Here is an 18,203-nt window from a genome sequence, read left to right as displayed (position 1 = left end):
GAGAGGTGCGCAATGCCCGACCGCCCCTGAATACTGGGGAGTCCAAGCGACGAGGGGGACCCGATGGACGAACCGGACGCGATCGGCCGCAGGGTCCTGCGGCTGCGCACCGAACTCGGGCTGACCCAGCGCAAGCTGGCCGAACCCTCCTACACCCCCGCCTACATCTCCACGCTGGAATCGGGCAAGGTGCGGCCCTCCGAGACGGCGCTGCGCTTCCTCGCCGACCGGCTGGGCACCTCCTACGAGGAACTGGCCACCGGCCGCCCCGTCCATCTGGCCACCGAACTGCGGCTGGCCCTCACCGACGCCCAGCAGACCCTGGCCGGCGGCGAAGCGGACGAGGCCGCCGCGCAGTTCCGGCGGCTGCTCGGCGACGCACAGCGGCTCGCTCTCGCCCCGGAACAGGCACAGGCCCTGCTCGGCCTCGGTGACTGCGCCCTGGAGTCCGGCGAACTCCAGGCCGCGATAAGGGACTTCGAGGCGGCCGAACGACTGATGGCGGACGAGCCGCTGACCCGCCGGGCCCGCCCGATCCGCGGCCGCGCCATCGCCCATCTGCTCGCCGGGGAACTGCGCTACGCCTGCTACCTGCTGGAGAGCGCGATCGACGAACTCGCCACCGGCGGGCTGACCGACCCCGACGCCCTGCTGATGCTCTACGCCGCGGTGATCGGCCCGTACATCGACATGGGCGCCCACGCCCGGGCCGCCCACGCCGCCGAACTCGCCCTCGCCCTCGCCCCGCAGGTCGCCGACCCGGCCCTGGTCGCGGGCATGCACCGGCAGGTCGCCCGCACCTTCCTCGCCGAGGGGAGGGTGGCCGACGCGGACGCCTCGATCGCCAGGGCGCAGACCATCTACGCCGGGCTCCAACTGCGCACCGAGCTGGCCCACTGCCACTGGATGCGTGGCTACGTCCAGGCGCAGAACGGCGAACTCGACGCGGCGGAGCGGGAGTTGCGGATCGCCCGGGGGATGCTGTCGGCCCGCCGGGCGGCCCTGTACACCGCCCAGGTGGAAGTGGAGCTGGCCGACGTACTGCGCCGGCTCGGTCGCTACGAGGAGGCGGCCGGGCTGCTGTCCACCCTGCTGGAACTGGGCGAGCGGCACGGCGCCGTGCACGCGGGCGGCGCCCACCGGCTGCTCGGCCTGATGGCGGAGGACCGGGGCGACCCGGAGGCCGCCGAGGAGCACTACGTCCAGGCCATGGCACTGCTCGAACGCAGCGGGGCCACCGGCGATCTCGCCGACCTGTGCCGGCTGCTGGGCGATCTGCTGCGGCGCACCGGCCGCCCGGAGGCGGCGCTGGACGCCTACCGCACGGGTCTGGGACACCGGGCGGCCCCCGGCACCACCACCCTGGGCCCGGCCCCCGCCGCCCCGCCCTTCCCACCCGCCCGGGGCTGACCGGAGGACGGCCTCCCCGGGTGCCTAGAGTTCGATCCAGTAGCGCCGCTTGGGGCCGATCAGGGTTTCGCGGACGTCCTCCAGGACCCCGCCGGCGTTCTCGATCGTGCGGACCGAGGCGCCGTTGTCCGGATCGCAGGTCAGCAGCACCCGGTCCATCCCCAGCAGCCGGGCCTCGTGCAGCACCTCGCCCAGGGCCCAGCCGGCCAGCCCCCGGCCGCGGGCGGACGGCCGGACGCTGTAGCCGATGTGTCCGCCCGCGTCGAGCAGGAAGCCGTTGAGGTAGTGCCGCAGGTCGATGGCCCCCAGATAGGTGTCGCCCTCGGCGATCCACCAGTACGTCGCGTGCACCCGGCCCTGCTCCACCGGCACCCGGCGGTCCCCGTACCCGCGCAGCCGCTCCGTCCAGGCCGCGAAGCCCGCCACGGTGTCCACATCGTCCTCGTACCCGAGCCCGGCCCCGTCCAGATGGGCGTCCTCGCCCCATTCCCGCCGTGCGTCGAGCCAGGAGGCGCGCAGACGGGGGGTGGGGGCGATGAGCTCGGGCATTCCCGGACGATAACAGTCCACCGGCCGCCCGCCCCGGCCGCCCGCCCGGGCCCGGTCCGCCCGGGCCCGGTCCGCCCGGGTCCAGTCCGCCGGGGCTCAGTCCGCCGGGGCGAGGGAGGTGATCAGGGCCACCCGGGAGCGTACGCCCGCCTTGCGGAAGATCCGGGTGAGGTGGGCCTCCACGGTCTTCGGCGAGACGACGAGCGCGCGGGCGATGTCGTGGTTGGACAGGCCCAGCTCCACCATGCGGGTGATCTCCCGCTCCCGACCCGACAGTTCCGGCAGCGCGTCCGCCGCGCCCTGGGTGGGCCGGGGCCGGCGGGCGCCGAGCCGGCGCTGGGCGTCGACCGCCTCCCGGTAGAGGTGGCGGGCGCCCGAGGCCTCCGCCAGCGCCTTCGCCCGGTTGGCGTGGGCGAGCGCCTCCTCCGGGGCCCGCGCACCGCCGTGCGGCCCGCCCGAGGCGAGCGCCTCGGCCAGCAGCAGTCGGCCCCGGCACTCCATCAGGACCAGCCCGCCCGCCCGGAAGCCGGCGACCGCCTCCTCCAGCGCGCCCACCGGGTCCGGGTCCGTGCAGGCCCGGGCGAGCGCCACATGGCCCCGCTGCCCGGGCAGCTCCAGCAGGTCCGGGTCGGCGGCCGCCCGGCGGGCCCAGGCGGCGGCCGGGGCCCGTTCGCCGAGGGCGGCCGCCGCCCGGGCGCCCAGGGCGCACCAGATGGGCCGGACGGAATGCGCGGTGCCCGGGTGCCGTTCACGGTCCATGGCCGAACCGACCAGGCCCAGGCACTCGGCGTACCGCTCCTGGTCGAAGCGGACACCGGCCAGCACCCCCGCGGTGACCGCCCACAGCCGGCCCCCCGCACCCACCTCCTGCACGGCCCGTTCCGCGAGCGGCGCCGCCGCGTCGGGGCCGTCCAGCAGGGAGGTCGCCCAGGCGCGCAGGGCCAGGGCGAACCCGAGGAGGGCCGGCCGTTCCATCCGCCGGGCCTCCCGCTCGGCCTCGGCCGCCGATTCCAGGGCGTCCGCGAGCCGGCCGACGCTGACACTGGCGTAGGCGTGCGCCAGCAGCAGGTACGGCAGGACGAACAGCTGTCCCGAGGACCGGGCGAGCCGGATGCCCCGCGCGGTGTGGCGCAGCGCCTCCTGGTGCCGCTCGGCGAGGGCCTCGGCCCAGCCGAGCTGGGCGACGGTGTCCGGGCAGCGGGCGAGTTCCCGGTCGGAGGCGGCGTCCAGCAGCGTCCCCGCCTCCCGGGACCAGCGCAGCAGCGCGGGCACGTCCCCGGCGAAGGCGCTGCAGTGGGTGAGCCGGACCACGGCGGCCAGCCGCAGCCGGCGGTCCTGCGCGGCCGTCGCGTGCCGGAGCACCTCCTCGGCCAGGGCCCGCGAGCGGGGGAACGCCCGGCGCAGCAGGGTGACCGTGGACAGCTCCAGCCGCAGCGGGGCGGCCAGCGCCTCCAGCGCGGGGGAGGGGGCCGGGTCGGAGGGGATCAGGTCGAGCTGGGCGGTCAGCAGGGACTCGGCCGCCCGGTAGTTGCCCAGATGGCGTTCGGTCATGGCGTGGAAGGCCACGAGTTCGGTGTGCGGTCCGGTGGGGGCGGCGGGGTCCGGGCGCGCGGCGCCGTGCAGCAGCTCGGCGCACTCGCGGAGCCGCCCGAGCGCCCCCAGCGAACGGGCCAGCGAGGTCGTCAGCCCGGCCCGCACCCCGTCGTCCGGGCCCGCGCCGTCCGCCGGGCGGTGCAGGCCCAGGGCGGTGTCCAGCCAGGACGCGGCGGCGGCCGGATCCCCCTCCCGGGCCTGTTCGGCGGCCTCGGCCAGCAGCCGTACGGCGGCCCGGTCGCCGGGCTCGGCGGACCGGGCCAGGTGCGGGGCGCGCCGTAACGGGCCCGCGCCGGTCTCGCGGAGGATCCGGTCGGCCCGTGCGTGGGCCGCCCTGCGCCAGCCGGGCGGCGCGTCCCGGTAGACGAGCCCGCGCAGCACCGGATGGCGCAGCCGGTGGCGGCGCAGCCCGGGGTCGGCGCGGATCAGGTCCAGGGCCAGCAGCCGGTCCACGGCCCGGGAGGTGGACGCCGGGTCCCGGCCGACGAGTCCGGCCAGCCGGGCGGGGTCGAACTCCTCGTCCAGCACGGTGGCGGCCCGCAGCACCTCCTGCTCCAGGGCGTCCAGCAGCCCGGTCTCCCGGGCCAGTGCCGGGGCCGCCGCCATGACCGCCTCGTCGGACAGGATCCACGGGCCGGCGCCGTCGGCCGGGGTGAGCGGCCCCGGCGAGCGGGCCAGGGTCCGCAGATGGAACGGGTTGCCGCCGGCGGCCTCGTACAGCAGCCGCTGCCGTTCGGGCGGGGTGCCGGAGCCGAGCAGTTCCCCGGCGGCGGCGCGCGGGAGCGGTCCGAGCCGGATCCGTTCCACCCGGTAGGCGTCGTCCGGGAAGGCCAGGGCCGCCGCCAGCGCCCCGGGCAGCTGCCGGGGGCGTACGGAGCACACCAGGACCAGGGGTGCCCGCGGCCGGGGGCGGCGCAGCAGCCGGCCCAGCAGGAGCAGCGAGTCCTCGTCGGCCCACTGGAGGTCGTCGAGGCAGAGGCTCAGGCGAGGGCCGCCCGGCGCCGGCCACAGCAGTCCCGCGACGGCCCGGCGCAGACCGGCCCGTTCCGCCCCGGTCTCCGTGGGGCCGGCGTCCCCGTCCTCGCGGTCCCAGTCGCCGTCCGCGAAGTACCGCAGCAGCAGGGCCCGTTCGTCCGGGTCCAGCGCCTCGGCGGCGCCGGGGAGGCCGAGCGCCCCGAGCACCGGGCCCCGGAACAGCGAGAACGGCCGGTCGCGGTCCGCCCCGGCCCCCCGGCCCGTCAGTACGGACAGCCCGGCGCGGCCGGCCGCCGCGCCCCATTCCGCCAGCAGCCGGGTCTTGCCGATACCGGGGTCCCCGGAGACCTCCAGCAGCCAGGGCCCGGTGTCCGGGGGGCCGGTCAGGATCCGGTGGAGCCGGGCGGTTTCCGGCGCGCGGCCGATCAGCGGTTCTTCGGTGCCCAACGGTGTCCCCTCACGGCGGTGTTCGGCTGAGGACCCGAGCCTCTTCGAACACGAATGCGAACGCATCGGGGGAAACACGCAAGCGCGGTACGTAGTCGAGAACTCAAAAGACTTCCTTTACCTTTGGATGGTTGCTTCACCAACCGGGGGGGAGAGCAGGCACGTTGGAGACCGCAGTATCCGGACCGGCCGTCGCGGCGGACCTGTTCGGACGGGAGGGTGAACTCGCCCTGCTCGCACGGGCCGTGGAAGAGCTGCGCGAGGGCCGGAGCGCGGTCGTGGAGATCGCCGGAGAGCCGGGCACCGGCAAGACCCGGCTGACCGCCGCCCTGCTGGAACTGGCCGACCGGCACGGCATACCGGCCGTCCGCGTCCACGCCGACCGCCAGGACCCCGCCACCGCCCCGGCCCTCCCGGACCATCCCGGCACCGCCGCACCGGCCGCCCGGATCCTGGTCCTGGACGACGCCCACCGCTGCGCCCCCGGCCCGGCCGGGAAGATCGCCCGGCAGATCCGCTCCGCCCCGGCCCGCCCGTTACTCCTCGCCCTGGCCCACCGGCCCGCGCGGACCGCCCCGGTACTGCTGTCGGCCCTGGAGGACGGCGTACGGGCCGGCACGGTCACCCGGATCGAACCGGGCCCCCTCGACACCGCGGCCGTGACCGCCCTGCTCGCCGCCCACCCCGCCCACAGCAAGAGCGCGCACCACCCGACCGCCCCCAGGAACCCCGCCGACCCGGCACCCGCGCCCCGGGACCCCGCCGCCCGGGACGAGTTCGCCGCCCTGATGTGCGCCGCCGCCGAGGGCAACCCCCGCTATCTGCACCTGCTCATCGCGGCCGGCTGGCACCCCGCCCACTGGCCCGACCGCCCCGGCACCGACACGGCCGCCCTGCTCCGCGAGGCTAAACCGCTGCTCTCCGAACTCGACGAACTCACCCCGCGCGCCGCGCTCACCGCCTCGGCAGCCGCCGTGGCCGGCAGCCCGTTCCGCCCCCAGGACATCGCCCGGGTCTCCGGACTCGGACTCGACGGCACCCTCGACGCCCTCGCCGAACTCGAACACGCCCAACTCGTCCACCCCGCCGACTGGAAGGGCGGACTCGCCTTCCGCCACCCCCTCATCGGCCACCTCGTCCACGAACGGGCCGGAGTCTCCTTCCGGCTGCGCGCCCACCGCCGCGCCCTCGACCTGACCGAGGGCCACGAGACCGGCCGCGCCCGCGAACGCGCCCGCCACGCCGAGCACCTGCTCGGCACCGACGCCGCCCTCGCCGCCCGGGTCCTCGCCGACGGCGCCGCCGAGATCGCCGCCGAGGACCCGGCCACCGCCGCACGCTGGCTCCGGCTGGCCCTGGACTCCCCGCCCGACCCCGGCACCGACCCCACCACCCGGACCGGCCGCGAACTCGCCCTCTGCCGCGCCCTGATCGCCTCCGGACGCCCCGCCGAGGCACGTACCCGCGCCCACGAACTGCTCGGGCGCCCCCACCCGGCCCCCGGCGACGGACAGCTCCTCCAGGCCCATGCCGTCTGCGCCGACGCCGAACGCCAGCTCGGCCGGTTCGCCGAGGCCACGGCCATCATCGAGACCGCCGTCGGCCTGCTGCCCCGCCCGCTTCCCGACCCGCTGCCCGCCGACACCGTCGGCCTGATCATCGAGTACGGACTGGTGCACGTCCTCCAGGGCACCCACGACCAGGCCCGCGACCTGCTCCGGGAAGCCGCCCGGACCCCCGGCCGGGCCGAACGCGCCGGAGACGCGGACCGCACCGTGCTGCGCGTCCTGGCCGCCCTCTGCGCCACCCACGCCGGAGACCTCGACGAGGCCGCCGACGAGGTCACCCACTGCGCCCGGCTCGTCGACGCCCTCCCCGACCCGCTGGCCGGCCGGACCCCGGAAACCCTCGCCCTGCTCGGCAGCGCCGAGCTCTATCTGGAACGTTTCACGGACGCCGCACGCCATCTGGGCCGCGGACTCACCGCCTCCGAACCCGGCACCGGCCGGCCCGTCATCCTGCTCCACCGGCTCCTCGGGCTCGCCATGGCCGAGCAGTGGACCGGCCACCCGGACGCCTGCCGACAGCGGGCCCGCGAGGCGGAGGCCCTGGCCCGCACCCTCGGCGCCCAGCCCGCCGTCGCCCTCGCCCTGGCGATGCGCGCCACCGCCCTCGTCTGGGCCCGCGGCCGGGCACACACCGGCGAGGTCCTCGCCCTCGTCGAGGAGGCGGCCGCCGCCACCCGGCACGGACACAACTGGTGGACCGCCTCGGCCACCGGCCTGCTCGCCCAGGCCCGGCTGCTCACCGGCGACGCCGAAGGCTGCCGGCGCACCCTGCTGCACAGCGGCGGCGGCGGGCACCTGCCCCTGGTGCGGCCCTTCTCCCGGCCCCTGCTGCTCGCCCTGCTGACCACCGCCACCCTGCGCTGCGGGGACCGCCCGGAAGCGGACCGGCTGGTGCTCGCCGCCGAGGCCGAGGCCGAACGGCTCGGACTCCCGGTCCAGCAGGCCCACGCCCGCACCGCCCGCGCCGAACTCCTGATGGCCGACGGCGCGCACGAGGCGGCGGCCGCGCTCCTCGAACGCGCCGCGGCCGTCTTCCGGTCGGCCGGCATGCCCGTGCAGTACGCCTGGACCCTGGCCACCGGAGCCCGCTCCTTCCACACCGCCCGGGGCCGTGCCACGGCACTGCACCACCTCGACGCGGCCGAGTCGATCGCCCGCGCCTGCGGCGCCGAGCTCGTCACGGAACGGGTCGCGGAGCTGCGCGCCGAACTGTCCGGGGAGAACCCGGCCGGGCACCTCCTCGGGCTGCTCAGCGAACGGGAACGGGAGATCGCGACCCTCGCCACCACGGGCCTGCGGACCCGGCAGATCGCCGAACGCCTCTTTCTCAGCCCCCGCACGGTGGAGACCCACCTCTCCCGCATCTACCGGAAACTGGAGGTGACCTCCCGGCTGGCCCTGTCCGAGCTCCTGCGGCGCACCGGCTAGCGGCTCCCGGCACCGCCCCCGCCCGGCCCCGCCACCGGCTCACCCGGGCGCCCGCGACGACCCCGCCGGCCGGAACGGCCCCAGCGGATCGGCGCGGATCCCGAACCGGTCCCGCAGCACCCGCCGGGCGGCGTGCACCCCGCACATCCCGTGCACTGCCGGCCCCGGGGGAGTGGACGCCGAGCACAGGTACACCCCGGGGAGCGGGGTGGCGTACGGGTCCCGCGCGGCGACCGGCCGCATCACCAGCTGGCGGAGCGACAGCGCGCCCCCGGTGATGTCACCGCCCACATGGTTGGGGCCGTGCTCGCCGAGCCGGGCGGCGGGCACCGAACTCCGGGCCAGCACCAGATCCCCGAACCCCGGGGCGAACCGCTCCACCTGCGCGGCCACCGCGTCGGCGACGTCCAGCGGGGAACCGTTCGGCACCTGCGCGTAGGCGTACAGGGTGTGCCGGCCCGCCGGCGCCCGGGTCGGGTCCACCACACCGGGCTGCACGACCAGCACGTACGGCCGCTCGGCATGCCGCCCCGCGGCCACCTCCCGGGCCGCGGCCATCGCCTCCGCGCGCGAGCCCACCAGGTGCAGGGTGCCGGCCAGTTCGCAGCCCGGAGCCCGCCACGGCACCGGGCCGGACAGCGCGAAGTCCACCTTGCACACCCCGCTGCCGTACCGGTACGCGCGCAGCCGGCGGGCATAGCGGGCGGGCAGCGCGGACCCGGCGATCCCGAGCAGCCCGGCGGGCGACACGTCCAGAAGGACCGCCCGGGCGGGCGGCAGTTCGCCGAAGTCCCGGATCGGCCGGCCGGTCACGATCCGCCCGCCGCGGCGGCGCAGCTCGGCGGCCATGGCGTCCGCGATGCCCTGGCTGCCGCCCCGCACCACCGGCCAGCCCACCGCATGGCCCAACGCCGCCAGCACCAGCCCCACCCCGGCCGGCACCGGCCCGCGCGGCGGGACCCCGGCATGTGCGCCCACCCCGGTGAGCAGCGCCGGGGCGAGCGGCCCCCGGAACCTCGCCCCCCACAGCGGCGAGCCCTGTTCGGCGATCCGCAGGGCCAGCCGCGCCGCCGTCACCGGACCGTCCGGCAGGCTCCGCAGATCCGACAGGGCCGTCCCGGCCAGTTCCTCCCAGCGTTCCACCAGCGGGCCGAGCAGCGCACGCCAGGCGGGCCCGTCCCGGCCCAACCCCTCGACCGTACGGTCCAGATCGCGCCAGGCCAGCCCGGCCCGGCCGCCGTCCAGCGGATGGGCGTAGGAGACCTCCGGAGCCGCCATCCGCACCCCGTGCGCCGCGAGGTCGAAGGCGCGGAAGAACGGCGAGGCCAGCGCCATGGGATGGGCGGCGGAGCACACGTCGTGCCGGAAGCCGGGCAGCGTCGATCCGGCGGTGCGGGTGCCCCCGCCGACGGTTGCCGCCGCCTCGAACACCTCGACCTCCAGACCGGCCCCGGCGAGGACGAGCGCCGCCGCCAGCCCGTTGGGGCCGGCGCCCACGACCACCGCGTCGCTCACGCGGCCGCCGCCAGGGGCACGAAGGGGGACAGCAGGATGTAGTCGGGTTCGTGGTCCGGATCGTGCCCGGTGTGCCGTGCGATGACGAACTGGAACCCGCGCGGCGGCTCCCCGTCCGCGTGGGCCTCGCGCACGGCCGCCTCCACGGAGTCGCGCAGCAGCCGGTAGACGGGGAACACGGTCACGTCGTGCCCACCGGGCCGGTTCATGATCATGATCAGTTCGGCGCACACGTCGAACAGGCCCTTCTCCCGCCGCCGGTGCGGGAACCACACCATCTGCGTCCAGTCCCGCGCGGCGATCCGGGTGGTTTCCCGCCAGCCCGACTGGCCGCCGTCCGCGTCCAGCACACGGTGCAGCACATGGAAGTCGTGCTGGGCCGGCTCCGGGGCGAAGAACCGCCAGTTCGGCAGCAGCAGCCCCACCCGGTCCCGGTTGCGGACCCGGTCGAAGGCGGAGCTCGGATGCTGGCTCGCCGCCGTCGCCCCGAACCACACCGCCAACCCGCCGAGCAGCAGCAGGGGAAGCCCCCCGCGCGCCACCGCCGCACCGTTCTCGACCACCGTGGCCCTCATTCCCGTTCCCCTTCCGGTTCCGGACCGCCGCCGAGACCGGCGAGGTAGTCGCTCATCAGCGTGACGACCCGGCCGGCCGCCTCGCGGTCGGTCAGCACCGAGTCGTGGTCGGCGCCGTCGAGCACCAGATGCGCGCTGCCGGGTGCCGCCGAGGCGAACTCGGCGTGCAGCTCCCACTGCACCGGGTCCTGCGCGGCCGTGTGCCCGGCCGTCAGCACCAGCAGCGGCACGCCCACCTCCGGCACCTTCCCGTCGAGCTCCTCGAACTCCGCCTGCACGGCCCGCCATTCACGGCGCCCCGCCGCCCAGAGGCCCGCGTCCCGGTAGTGCGTCTCCGACAGCTCCCGCACCTCCGCCGGCAGCCGGTCGACCCAGTCGGGATGGGTCAGCAGCGAGCCCAGGCCCGCCTTCAGCGAGGCGGTGACGAGCGCGAGGGAACTGCTCAGCGCCTTCTGGCCCTGGGCCTGCCGCGAGGACCGCCGCAGTTCGGCGGGATGGCTGGAGTCCAGCAGCACCGCCCCCACCACCTGGTCCGGCAGCCGGCGGGCCGCCTTCAGCGCCAGATGGCCGCCGAGGGAGTGCCCGGCCAGCACCACGGGCCGACCCCCCGCCGTGTGCCGGATCAGCTCGACCAGATCGTCCACCGCCGTGTCGAGCCGGTACCCGGCCTCGCTCCCGGCGTACGTGCTGGCGGCGTAGCCCGCCCGGTCGTACGACACCACGGGGAACCCTTCGGCGAGCCCCCGCACGATCCACTCCCAGTGCTCCGCCGTCGCCACCAGACCGCTCTCCAGCACCACCAGCGGCACCGGCCGCCCGCCGCCGGACGCGGACACGCCGTCGGCGGGCCCGCTCCGCCGGTACGAGAGCGTGTTCCCCGAGGAGGCGGTGAAGCGCAGCTCGTCGCCCCGGCCGCGCGCCACCGCCCGGCGCCGGCGCCCCTTCTCCGCCTGGAGCAGGCCCAGCGCCGCACCGAGCAGCCCCAGCGCCAGCACCGGCAGCGCGTCGTCCCGCCGGGGCGCCCCGGCCCGCTCCCGGGGACCCGCCGCGTACAGCACCGCGGGGTGCATGGCGACGAACGAGGACAGGAACCGGCCCAGCCCCATCAGCCGGGCGTTCGCCAGATGGAACACGGCGGCGGAGCCCACCATCAGCGGGGCCGGCCTCCCCCGGGCCAGGAAGACGGCCGGGAACGCGCACTCCAGCGCCAGCACCCCGGCGCACAGGGCGTGCGCCGCGCGCGGGTGCCGGCGCGCCAGCTCGAAGGCCCGCCGGTCCCCGTAGGTCAGGGTCCGCATCACCCCGGGCAGCGCCCGCCCGCTGCGCCAGGTCGGGCTGGCCAGCTTCACCCAGCCGGACACGGCGTACGACAGCGTGGACTGGAGGGCGATGAACCACAGGCAGGCGTCGACCACCCGCGGGTTCCGCTCGCCCGCCCGCGCCACCGTGGTCACGGACTGGACCAGGAAGGACACCTGGTCGGAGCCGTCGGTGCCGTAGTGGTTCAGCGGGTACAGCAGCAGCGAGGTACCGGACAGCACGGCGTTCGCGGCGATCCGGACGGGCCGGGGCGAGGGAGCGAGAAGGGCGGCCGCCGCGCCGACCCGGGCCAGGTGCAGGGCGGTGGTGACGCGCGGGCGGGCGGCGATGTCGAGCACCTTGACGCCTCGGGGCGAGCGGGCCAGATGCCCTTCCCGGGAGACCTCCCAGTTGTTGAACCCGCCCCGTTCGCGGTCGCGTCCGGCGGCCAGGTACTCCAGGCTGGACGCGAGATGGGTGGCCGCGCTGAGCCGCTCGCCGAGCGACAGGGCGGTGCCGCGGGACACGGTCGGCGGCGATACGAGCGCGCGGATCAGTTTCGGCAGTCGGGCCATGGGGCGAAGTCCCCTCCGTCTCCGGTGGTGGTGGTCGTCGTGGTCCTGGTCGGCGGCCGTGGCCGGTTGTTGTCGTGGTCAGCCGAGCAGCTGGTGCGAGGCGAGTTCGGCGTACAGGGTGTCCTCGCGCAGCAGCCCGGTGTGGGTGCCGACGGCCCGCAGGGCACCGTCCTGGAGGACGGCGATGCGGTCGGCGGACCGCACGGTCGACAGCCGGTGGGCGACCACCAGGACCGTGGTGCGCGCCGACAGTTCCCCGATGACCTCGCGCAGGGCCGCCTCGTTGACGGCGTCGAGCTGGGAGGTCGCCTCGTCGAGGAGCAGCAGCCGGGGCCGGCGCAGCAGGGCCCGGGCGATGGCGACCCGCTGGCGTTCGCCACCGGACAGCGAGGTGCCGTGGTGGCCGAGCTCGGCGTCCAGGTCGCCGCCGAGGCGTTCCAGCAGCGGCAGCAGCCGGGTCGCGGCCAGGGTGTCGAGCAGTTCGGCGTCGGTCGCGGCGGGTGCCGCGTAGGCCAGGTTGTCCCGCAGGCTGCCGGCCATCACGGGGGCGTCCTGCTCGACGTAGCCGATGCCCGCCCGCAGGTCCTTCAGCGGCCAGTCCCGCAGGTCGCGCCCGTCGAGCAGGACCCGGCCCCGGTCGGGGTCGTAGAACCGCTCGACGAGGCTCAGCGCGGTGGTCTTGCCGGCCCCGGACGGCCCCACGAAGGCGGTCAGACCGCCGGCCGGGACCTCCAGCGAGAACCCGTCGAGCGCCGGCGAGGTCCGGCCGGCATGGGTGAACGTGACCTGGTCGAAGACCAGCGAGGCGGCCCCGGAGGCGGTACCGGCGGCGGCGGTGGAGGCGGCCGCGCCACCGTCTCCCGCGTCCGCGTCCGGGTCCGCGTCCCCGAGGTCCTCGACGGGCAGCCGGGTGACCTCGGACAGCCGCTGGACGGCCGCCCGGGCCGCCTGGAAGTACGTACCGACGTCCGTCAGCGACATCACCGGCTGGGCGAGGTACAGGACGTACAGCAGGAAGGCCGTCAGCGTGGCCACCGAGATGGCCCCGCTGCTGACCCGGGCGCCGCCCACGCCGAGGACGACCAGGAAGGCGATCTGGATCGCCAGTCCGGCCGCGGTCCCGGCCACCGATCCCCAGCGGGCGAGGACCACGCCCTCCTCGTACGCCTCCCGCGCCGCGGCGTCCACGCGCCGGGCCTCCACGTCCTCCGCGCCGGAGGCCTTGACCGTGGTGAAGGCGCTCAGGGCGCGCTCCAGGGTGGCGCCCATCAGGCCCACGGCCTCCTGGGCGCGCAGTGCGGCGCGCCGGATCCGCGGCATGATCACGCCGACCACGAGGCCGAGGAGCAGGATCACCCCGACCGTGACGGCCAGCAGCTCGGGGTCGACGATCGCCATCATCACGAGCGTGCCCACGATCATCACCACGCCGGTGAGGGCCTGCACCAGGGTCTGGGTGACGATCTGCCGCAGCAGCGAGGTGTCACCGGCGGCCCGGGCGAGCAGATCGCCCGGTGCCTGCCGGCGCATCACCCCCATGGGGAGCCGGAGCATGTGCCGCACCAGGCCGCGGCGCCCGGCCAGCACGACCCGCTCGGCGGCCCGCAGCAGCAGGAAGTCGCCGACCGCCAGGGCCAGCGCGGCGACCAGCACCAGCCCGACCAGTTCCAGCAGCGCCGGGGTGACGTCCCGGCCCTGGCCGTACGCGGTGAGCACGTCCTTCACGGCGAGCGGCTGGAGCAGCCCGAGCACCCCGGCGGCCACCAGCAGGACGGCGGCCAGGGCGATCTCGCGCCAGTGCGGCAGGATGTGCCCGCGGAACGCCAGGAAGGTCTCGCGCGGCGACAGCCCGTCGGCGGGCGGGGCGGGCGGCGCGGACGGGGCGTGCGGGGCGGACGCGGGATCCTCCGCGCCGGCCGCCTCTTTGGGCCCGGGTTCCCTGGACCCTTCGTTCAGGGGAGGGAGCGAGGTGGTCGCGGCCATGGCTCAGTCCTCACCGTTCGTCCGGTACACACAGATCGTCATCGGTTCGGTGCCGGTGAAGGGCGAGCCCTGCCAGTCCCCGTAGCGCGCCTCCAGGCGCAGCCCGGCGCGTTCGGCGTACGCGTCGATCTCCTCAGGCGTGGTCAGCCGGCTGGTCTCGTGCGCCAGGCGGGTGCCGCCGCCCTCGTGCCAGATGTGGGACAGGTGCCAGAACTGCCGCTGCGGGTTGATCAGGGAGTAGGACTGGAGACCGGCGTCCTCCCCGCAGGGGATGAAGAACGTGTCCTTGTGGCGGCCCTCGTGCATGGCCTCCACGAACGCGGGGTTGTGGGTCTCGACGACCACCCTGCCGCCCGGCGCGACGGCCCGGGCGCAGGTGTCCAGCACCTGCTGCTGCTCGGCCGGGTCGAGCAGCATGGAGAGGGTCCCGCAGACGCAGAACACCAGCCCGTACGCGCGCTCGTCGCGGTAGCCGCGGATGTCCCCGTGGACCGGGAGCACCGGCAGGGGTTCGTCCGCCAGGGCGGTGCGCAGCACGTGCAGCATCTCGGGGGAGGAGTCCACGCCGACGACCTCGCCGACCTGCGGTGCCAGCGGCAGGGCGATGCGTCCGGTGCCGACCCCGAGCTCCAGGGTGGGGGTGCCGTCACCGGGGTGCAGGCCGGCGAGCCATTTGGCGGCGCCGTCGCCCGGCGGAAAGATGCGGTGGTAGAAGTCGGCGAACTGCCGCCCGTATCCGAGGTCGTGAATGTCGCTCATGCCGCCTGCCCGATGGACGAGGGTTGGAAGGGGGGTGGGGGAGGTGCGAGGGGGAGTGCGGGAGGACGCGCGCCGGTGGCGCGTCCTCCCGCGGCCGTGCGGTCCCCAGCGGTTGTCCCTAGCGGTCCTTGTTCCTGCCGCCGGCGTCGGCTCCGGCGGCGAACACCGCGCCGAGCTGGGCCCCGACGGCGACACCGGCGGCGAAGGCCAGCGCCGTCGCGGGGGTGGCGAGCACCGGTGCGAGTTCGTTCAGCTGCCGTGCGCGGTCGGCCCGCACCGGCAGGTCGGCCAGCATGCTGCTGTGGTCGGCGTGCCGGGTCAGTACGGATTCGGACATGAAGGCTCCCAAGGTGTTTCACCTGTCCTTGTGGTTGCCGCCGGAGGCCCCGGCGACGTAGACGGATCCCGCGTGGGTGACCACCACCACGGGGGTGGCCAGGACCGGTGCCAGCGGGCTCAACTGCCGGGCCCGGTCGGCCCGTACGGGAAGGCCGGCGAGTGCGCCGCTGTGGTCGGCGTGCTCGACGAGGGCGGATCGGGTCATGTTCAGCGGTCCTTGTTGTTGCCGCCGGAGGCGCCGTAGGCGAAGCCGGCGCCGTAGACGGCCGCGCTGACGACCACGCCGGCGGCGAAGGCCGCGGGGGTGGCCATGACGGGCGTCAGGTCCGACAGGTGCCGGGCGCCGCGCGCGGCGGTCAACTCGCCGAAGAGCGCGGGCGACGCGTCGTTGACGTGCTCGGAAATGCTGGTCACGGAGGTTCCTTTCCTGGTGGGAGGGGGGAGGGCGGATGCCTGAGAACGGGCCCAGTCTGCGATCCGCCGCACCCGCGCAGCATTGGGGAGAACCCCATACCGACCCTCGTCGGCGAAGTCCCTTGCAGGGGTCACTCACCCCTGAGTATCTTGACGTCAAGATTCCAGTGGGGGAGTAGAGATGACTACAGGAACGACGACCGGATACGCCCTGGGCGGACTGCATCATGTGCAGCTGTCGATTCCGGCGGGCGGCGAGGACCTCTGCCGGGCCTTCTGGGGAGACCTCCTGGGCATGACCGAGGTCCCTAAGCCGCCGGTGCTGGCGGCGCGCGGCGGATGCTGGTTCCGGGGCGGCGGGCTGGAGGTCCATCTGGGGGTCGAGGAGGACTTCCGGCCGAACCGGAAGGCGCACCCCGGCATCCTGGTGACCTCGATCCGCGCCCTGGCCGCGCGCCTGGAGGCGCACGGCGTGAGCGTCACCTGGGACGACGCCTTCCCCGGCTACGAGCGGTTCCACACCTTCGACACCCTGGGCAACCGGCTCGAATTCCTTGAACCCGTGCACGGCCTCCACGCCCGCTGACCCCTTCGGTGGCGGGGCCCGGCGGCGCGGGGTCCACTGGTGTGGGGTGCGCGCCCAGGCGGCCCGAACCCGTGCGACAGGACACGCCGCGACAGGACACGACGGAAGGCATCGGACATGGCGGACGGCCACCACGTGCTGCTGATCGGTTTCGCGAGCCCTCCGGCCTGCCGGGCGGCCTACACGGAAGCCGTCGACCTCCCGGGCCTGCGCCAGGCGGCCGTACTGGAGCGGTCGCCCGAGGGACTCCTGGACGTACCGGAGAGCCATGTCCCCGGCGCGGGCCTGACCACCGCCGGCGCCGGCCTGGCCGGCGGCCTCCTCGGCCTGCTGGGCGGCCCCATCGGCGTCTTCCTGGGCGCGGCGGCCGGAGTGGCCCTCGGCAACGCGGCCGAGGAGGGCTGGGCCCAGGAGGGCGGCGCGGGCATGATCATGCTGAGCAGCCGGGTCGAGGACGGGGCGGCGCTGCTCATCGTCGACCTGAACGAGTCCGACCCGCGGACGGCCGACGACCTGGCCCGCCGGCACGGCGGAACCCTCGAACGGCTCACCGCCAAGGAGTTCTCCGCCCGCATCCGCGCCGCCGAACAGGCCGCCGGCTGACCGGCCCGGCCTCGGGCCTGGCCCTGCCCGGCTCCGGCCCCGCGGGTCAGGTACGGGCCGACAGCGGCGTGGCGACGTCCTCCAGGGAGCGGCCCTCGGCGGCCACGGCGTAGAAGACCGCGACGAGCCCGGCGGCCACCATCAGCGCGGCACCGATACAGAAGGCCAGGACCGCGTCGGAGACCACCCCGCTGGAGGTGAGGCCGGCGAAGACGAGGGGGCCCGAGATGCCCCCCGCGGCGGTGCCGATCGCGTAGAAGAAGGCGATGGCCATCGCCCGGGTCTCCATGGGGAAGACCTCGCTCACCGTCAGATAGGCCGAACTGGCCCCCGCGGAGGCGAAGAAGAGGACCGCGCACCAGCACGCGGTCATCGTCACGGCATCGAGCCGGCCGGCACCGAAGAGCCATGCGGTCGCGAAGAGCAGGAGCCCGGACAGCAGATAGGTGCCGGAGATCATCGGCCGCCGCCCCCAGCTGTCGAAGAGCCGGCCGAGGAACAGCGGGCCGAGGAAGTTCCCGAAGGCGATGACGGCGAAGTAGTAGCCGGTGACGGAGCTGGACACGTCGAAGAAGCCGACCAGGATCGACCCGAAGCCGAAGGTGATCGCGTTGTAGAGGAACGCCTGCCCGACGAAGAGGGACAGGCCCAGCACCGCCCGCCGCGGATACGTCCGGAACACCGTCCTCGCGATCTCCCCGAAGCCGATGCTGCCGCGGACGACGACGGTGAGGGCCGGGCCCGGTTCCGGCAGTCGCCGCCCCGTCTCCGCCTCGACCCGCCGTTCCACCTCGGCCACCAGGTCCTCCGCCTCTTCCGCCCGGCCGTGCAGGAACATCCAGCGCGGACTCTCCGGGACATGGCGGCGGACCAGCAGGATGACCAGGCCGAGCACGACACCGAGGGCGAAGGTCAGCCGCCAGCCCACCGAGGGGGCGAAGATCTCGGTGTTCAGGGCCAGGACGGACAGCAGCGCCCCGGCGACCGCGCCGAGCCAGAAGCTGCCGTTGATCATGAGGTCCACCCGGCCGCGGTACTTGCTCGGGATCAGTTCGTCGATCGCCGAGTTGATGGCCGCGTACTCCCCGCCGATGCCGAAACCCGTCAGGAAACGGAAGAGGAAGAACCACCAGGAGGAGAAGGACAGGGCGGTGAGGGCCGTGGCCGCCAGATACACGGCCAGGGTGATCAGGAACAGCTTCTTGCGGCCGAACAGGTCGGTGAGGCGGCCGAAGAACAGCGCGCCGGAGCAGGCCCCCGCGACGTAGAGGGCCGCGGCGAGCCCGGTGACCTGGGCGTCGCTGATGGACAGGCCGCTGCCCTCCTCGGAGAGGCGGCTGGCGATGCTGCCGACCACGGTGACTTCCAGACCGTCCAGGATCCAGACCGTGCCCAGCCCGACCACGATCATCCAGTGCCAGCGGGACCACGGCAGCCGGTCCAGCCGTGCCGGCACCCGGGTGGTGAGGGTTCTCCCCTCTCCCGGTTCGGCTGTACCCGATGTCTCCGAGGTCTCCGCGGTCTCCGGCATTCCCGACGTGTGCCCCGGCGGTCCGGTGGCAAACCGGCCGGTTGCGGAGCGCGA

15 protein-coding genes are annotated in these 18,203 nt (G+C 75.5%); 4 read left to right on the top strand and 11 right to left on the bottom strand.

The features are described from left to right. Positions 1 to 63: 63 nt before the first annotated feature. Complete coding sequence (locus tag ACZ50K_RS19285; protein WP_468904330.1) at positions 64 to 1,410, top strand: tetratricopeptide repeat protein; 1,347 nt, start codon at positions 64 to 66, stop codon at positions 1,408 to 1,410. Between the two features lie 24 nt (positions 1,411 to 1,434). Here the strand turns inward: ACZ50K_RS19285 and ACZ50K_RS19280 are convergent, their stop codons facing one another. Both ACZ50K_RS19280 and ACZ50K_RS19275 read right to left on the bottom strand, forming a co-directional pair. Continuing rightward, entirely contained in the window at positions 1,435 to 1,959 is a 525-nt protein-coding gene (locus tag ACZ50K_RS19280) for a GNAT family N-acetyltransferase (protein ID WP_468904328.1), read from the bottom strand. Between the two features lie 96 nt (positions 1,960 to 2,055). Continuing rightward, entirely contained in the window at positions 2,056 to 4,974 is a 2,919-nt protein-coding gene (locus ACZ50K_RS19275) for a helix-turn-helix transcriptional regulator (RefSeq protein ID WP_468904326.1), read from the bottom strand. A gap of 164 nt (positions 4,975 to 5,138) precedes the next feature. Between ACZ50K_RS19275 and ACZ50K_RS19270 the strand changes: the two genes are divergently transcribed. Next, entirely contained in the window at positions 5,139 to 7,970 is a 2,832-nt protein-coding gene (locus ACZ50K_RS19270) for a LuxR C-terminal-related transcriptional regulator (protein ID WP_468904324.1), read from the top strand. Between the two features lie 39 nt (positions 7,971 to 8,009). Here ACZ50K_RS19270 and ACZ50K_RS19265 read toward each other — a convergent pair whose 3' ends face one another. From ACZ50K_RS19265 to ACZ50K_RS19230, 8 genes are all read right to left on the bottom strand, one after another. Next, the gene (locus ACZ50K_RS19265) at positions 8,010 to 9,485 is read right to left on the bottom strand and encodes a phytoene desaturase family protein (protein ID WP_468904321.1); all 1,476 of its coding nucleotides are present in this window, start codon (positions 9,483 to 9,485) and stop codon (positions 8,010 to 8,012) included. Beyond that, positions 9,482 to 10,060 (bottom strand): hypothetical protein, encoded by a 579-nt coding sequence (locus ACZ50K_RS19260; RefSeq protein ID WP_468904319.1) that lies wholly within the window; start codon positions 10,058 to 10,060, stop codon positions 9,482 to 9,484. The genes ACZ50K_RS19265 and ACZ50K_RS19260 overlap by 4 nt, the downstream gene beginning before the upstream one ends. After that, positions 10,057 to 11,934 (bottom strand): alpha/beta fold hydrolase, encoded by a 1,878-nt coding sequence (locus ACZ50K_RS19255; RefSeq protein WP_468904317.1) that lies wholly within the window; start codon positions 11,932 to 11,934, stop codon positions 10,057 to 10,059. The genes ACZ50K_RS19260 and ACZ50K_RS19255 overlap by 4 nt, the downstream gene beginning before the upstream one ends. Positions 11,935 to 12,012: 78 nt before the next feature. Further along, positions 12,013 to 13,917, bottom strand: coding sequence for an ABC transporter ATP-binding protein (locus ACZ50K_RS19250; RefSeq protein ID WP_468904316.1), 1,905 nt, complete (start codon positions 13,915 to 13,917; stop codon positions 12,013 to 12,015). Between the two features lie 3 nt (positions 13,918 to 13,920). After that, complete coding sequence (locus ACZ50K_RS19245; RefSeq protein ID WP_468904314.1) at positions 13,921 to 14,676, bottom strand: class I SAM-dependent methyltransferase; 756 nt, start codon at positions 14,674 to 14,676, stop codon at positions 13,921 to 13,923. 118 nt (positions 14,677 to 14,794) lie between these two features. Then, positions 14,795 to 15,013: a hypothetical protein gene (locus tag ACZ50K_RS19240; RefSeq protein ID WP_468904311.1), complete on the bottom strand. Its 219-nt coding sequence runs from the start codon at positions 15,011 to 15,013 to the stop codon at positions 14,795 to 14,797. Between the two features lie 18 nt (positions 15,014 to 15,031). Then, positions 15,032 to 15,220, bottom strand: a complete 189-nt coding sequence (locus tag ACZ50K_RS19235) for a hypothetical protein (RefSeq protein ID WP_468904309.1) — start codon at positions 15,218 to 15,220, stop codon at positions 15,032 to 15,034. Between the two features lie 2 nt (positions 15,221 to 15,222). Then, complete coding sequence (locus tag ACZ50K_RS19230) at positions 15,223 to 15,429, bottom strand: hypothetical protein (protein WP_468904308.1); 207 nt, start codon at positions 15,427 to 15,429, stop codon at positions 15,223 to 15,225. 181 nt (positions 15,430 to 15,610) lie between these two features. Between ACZ50K_RS19230 and ACZ50K_RS19225 the strand changes: the two genes are divergently transcribed. Together ACZ50K_RS19225 and ACZ50K_RS19220 are read left to right on the top strand one after the other, a co-directional pair. Further along, entirely contained in the window at positions 15,611 to 16,015 is a 405-nt protein-coding gene (locus ACZ50K_RS19225; RefSeq protein ID WP_468904306.1) for a VOC family protein, read from the top strand. Between the two features lie 117 nt (positions 16,016 to 16,132). Further along, entirely contained in the window at positions 16,133 to 16,618 is a 486-nt protein-coding gene (locus ACZ50K_RS19220; protein WP_468904304.1) for a histidine kinase, read from the top strand. Positions 16,619 to 16,664: 46 nt separating this feature from the next. On the opposite strand, the gene ACZ50K_RS19215 is transcribed toward ACZ50K_RS19220, so the two are convergent. Further along, complete coding sequence (locus ACZ50K_RS19215) at positions 16,665 to 18,149, bottom strand: MFS transporter (protein ID WP_468904302.1); 1,485 nt, start codon at positions 18,147 to 18,149, stop codon at positions 16,665 to 16,667. Between the last annotated feature and the right edge of the window lie 54 nt (positions 18,150 to 18,203).

Source organism: Streptomyces sp. NPDC033845, from assembly GCF_055576225.1.
This window is presented reverse-complemented; position numbering and strand designations above follow the sequence as displayed.

Coding starts and splice junctions, on each gene's coding strand:
- ACZ50K_RS19285 (WP_468904330.1), top strand. CDS start 64: ATGGACGAACCGGACGCGATCGGCCGCAGGGTCCTGCGGCTGCGCACC.
- ACZ50K_RS19280 (WP_468904328.1), bottom strand. CDS start 1,959: ATGCCCGAGCTCATCGCCCCCACCCCCCGTCTGCGCGCCTCCTGGCTC.
- ACZ50K_RS19260 (WP_468904319.1), bottom strand. CDS start 10,060: ATGAGGGCCACGGTGGTCGAGAACGGTGCGGCGGTGGCGCGCGGGGGG.
- ACZ50K_RS19255 (WP_468904317.1), bottom strand. CDS start 11,934: ATGGCCCGACTGCCGAAACTGATCCGCGCGCTCGTATCGCCGCCGACC.
- ACZ50K_RS19250 (WP_468904316.1), bottom strand. CDS start 13,917: ATGGCCGCGACCACCTCGCTCCCTCCCCTGAACGAAGGGTCCAGGGAA.
- ACZ50K_RS19245 (WP_468904314.1), bottom strand. CDS start 14,676: ATGAGCGACATTCACGACCTCGGATACGGGCGGCAGTTCGCCGACTTC.
- ACZ50K_RS19240 (WP_468904311.1), bottom strand. CDS start 15,013: ATGTCCGAATCCGTACTGACCCGGCACGCCGACCACAGCAGCATGCTG.
- ACZ50K_RS19235 (WP_468904309.1), bottom strand. CDS start 15,220: ATGACCCGATCCGCCCTCGTCGAGCACGCCGACCACAGCGGCGCACTC.
- ACZ50K_RS19225 (WP_468904306.1), top strand. CDS start 15,611: ATGACTACAGGAACGACGACCGGATACGCCCTGGGCGGACTGCATCAT.
- ACZ50K_RS19220 (WP_468904304.1), top strand. CDS start 16,133: ATGGCGGACGGCCACCACGTGCTGCTGATCGGTTTCGCGAGCCCTCCG.
- ACZ50K_RS19215 (WP_468904302.1), bottom strand. CDS start 18,149: ATGCCGGAGACCGCGGAGACCTCGGAGACATCGGGTACAGCCGAACCG.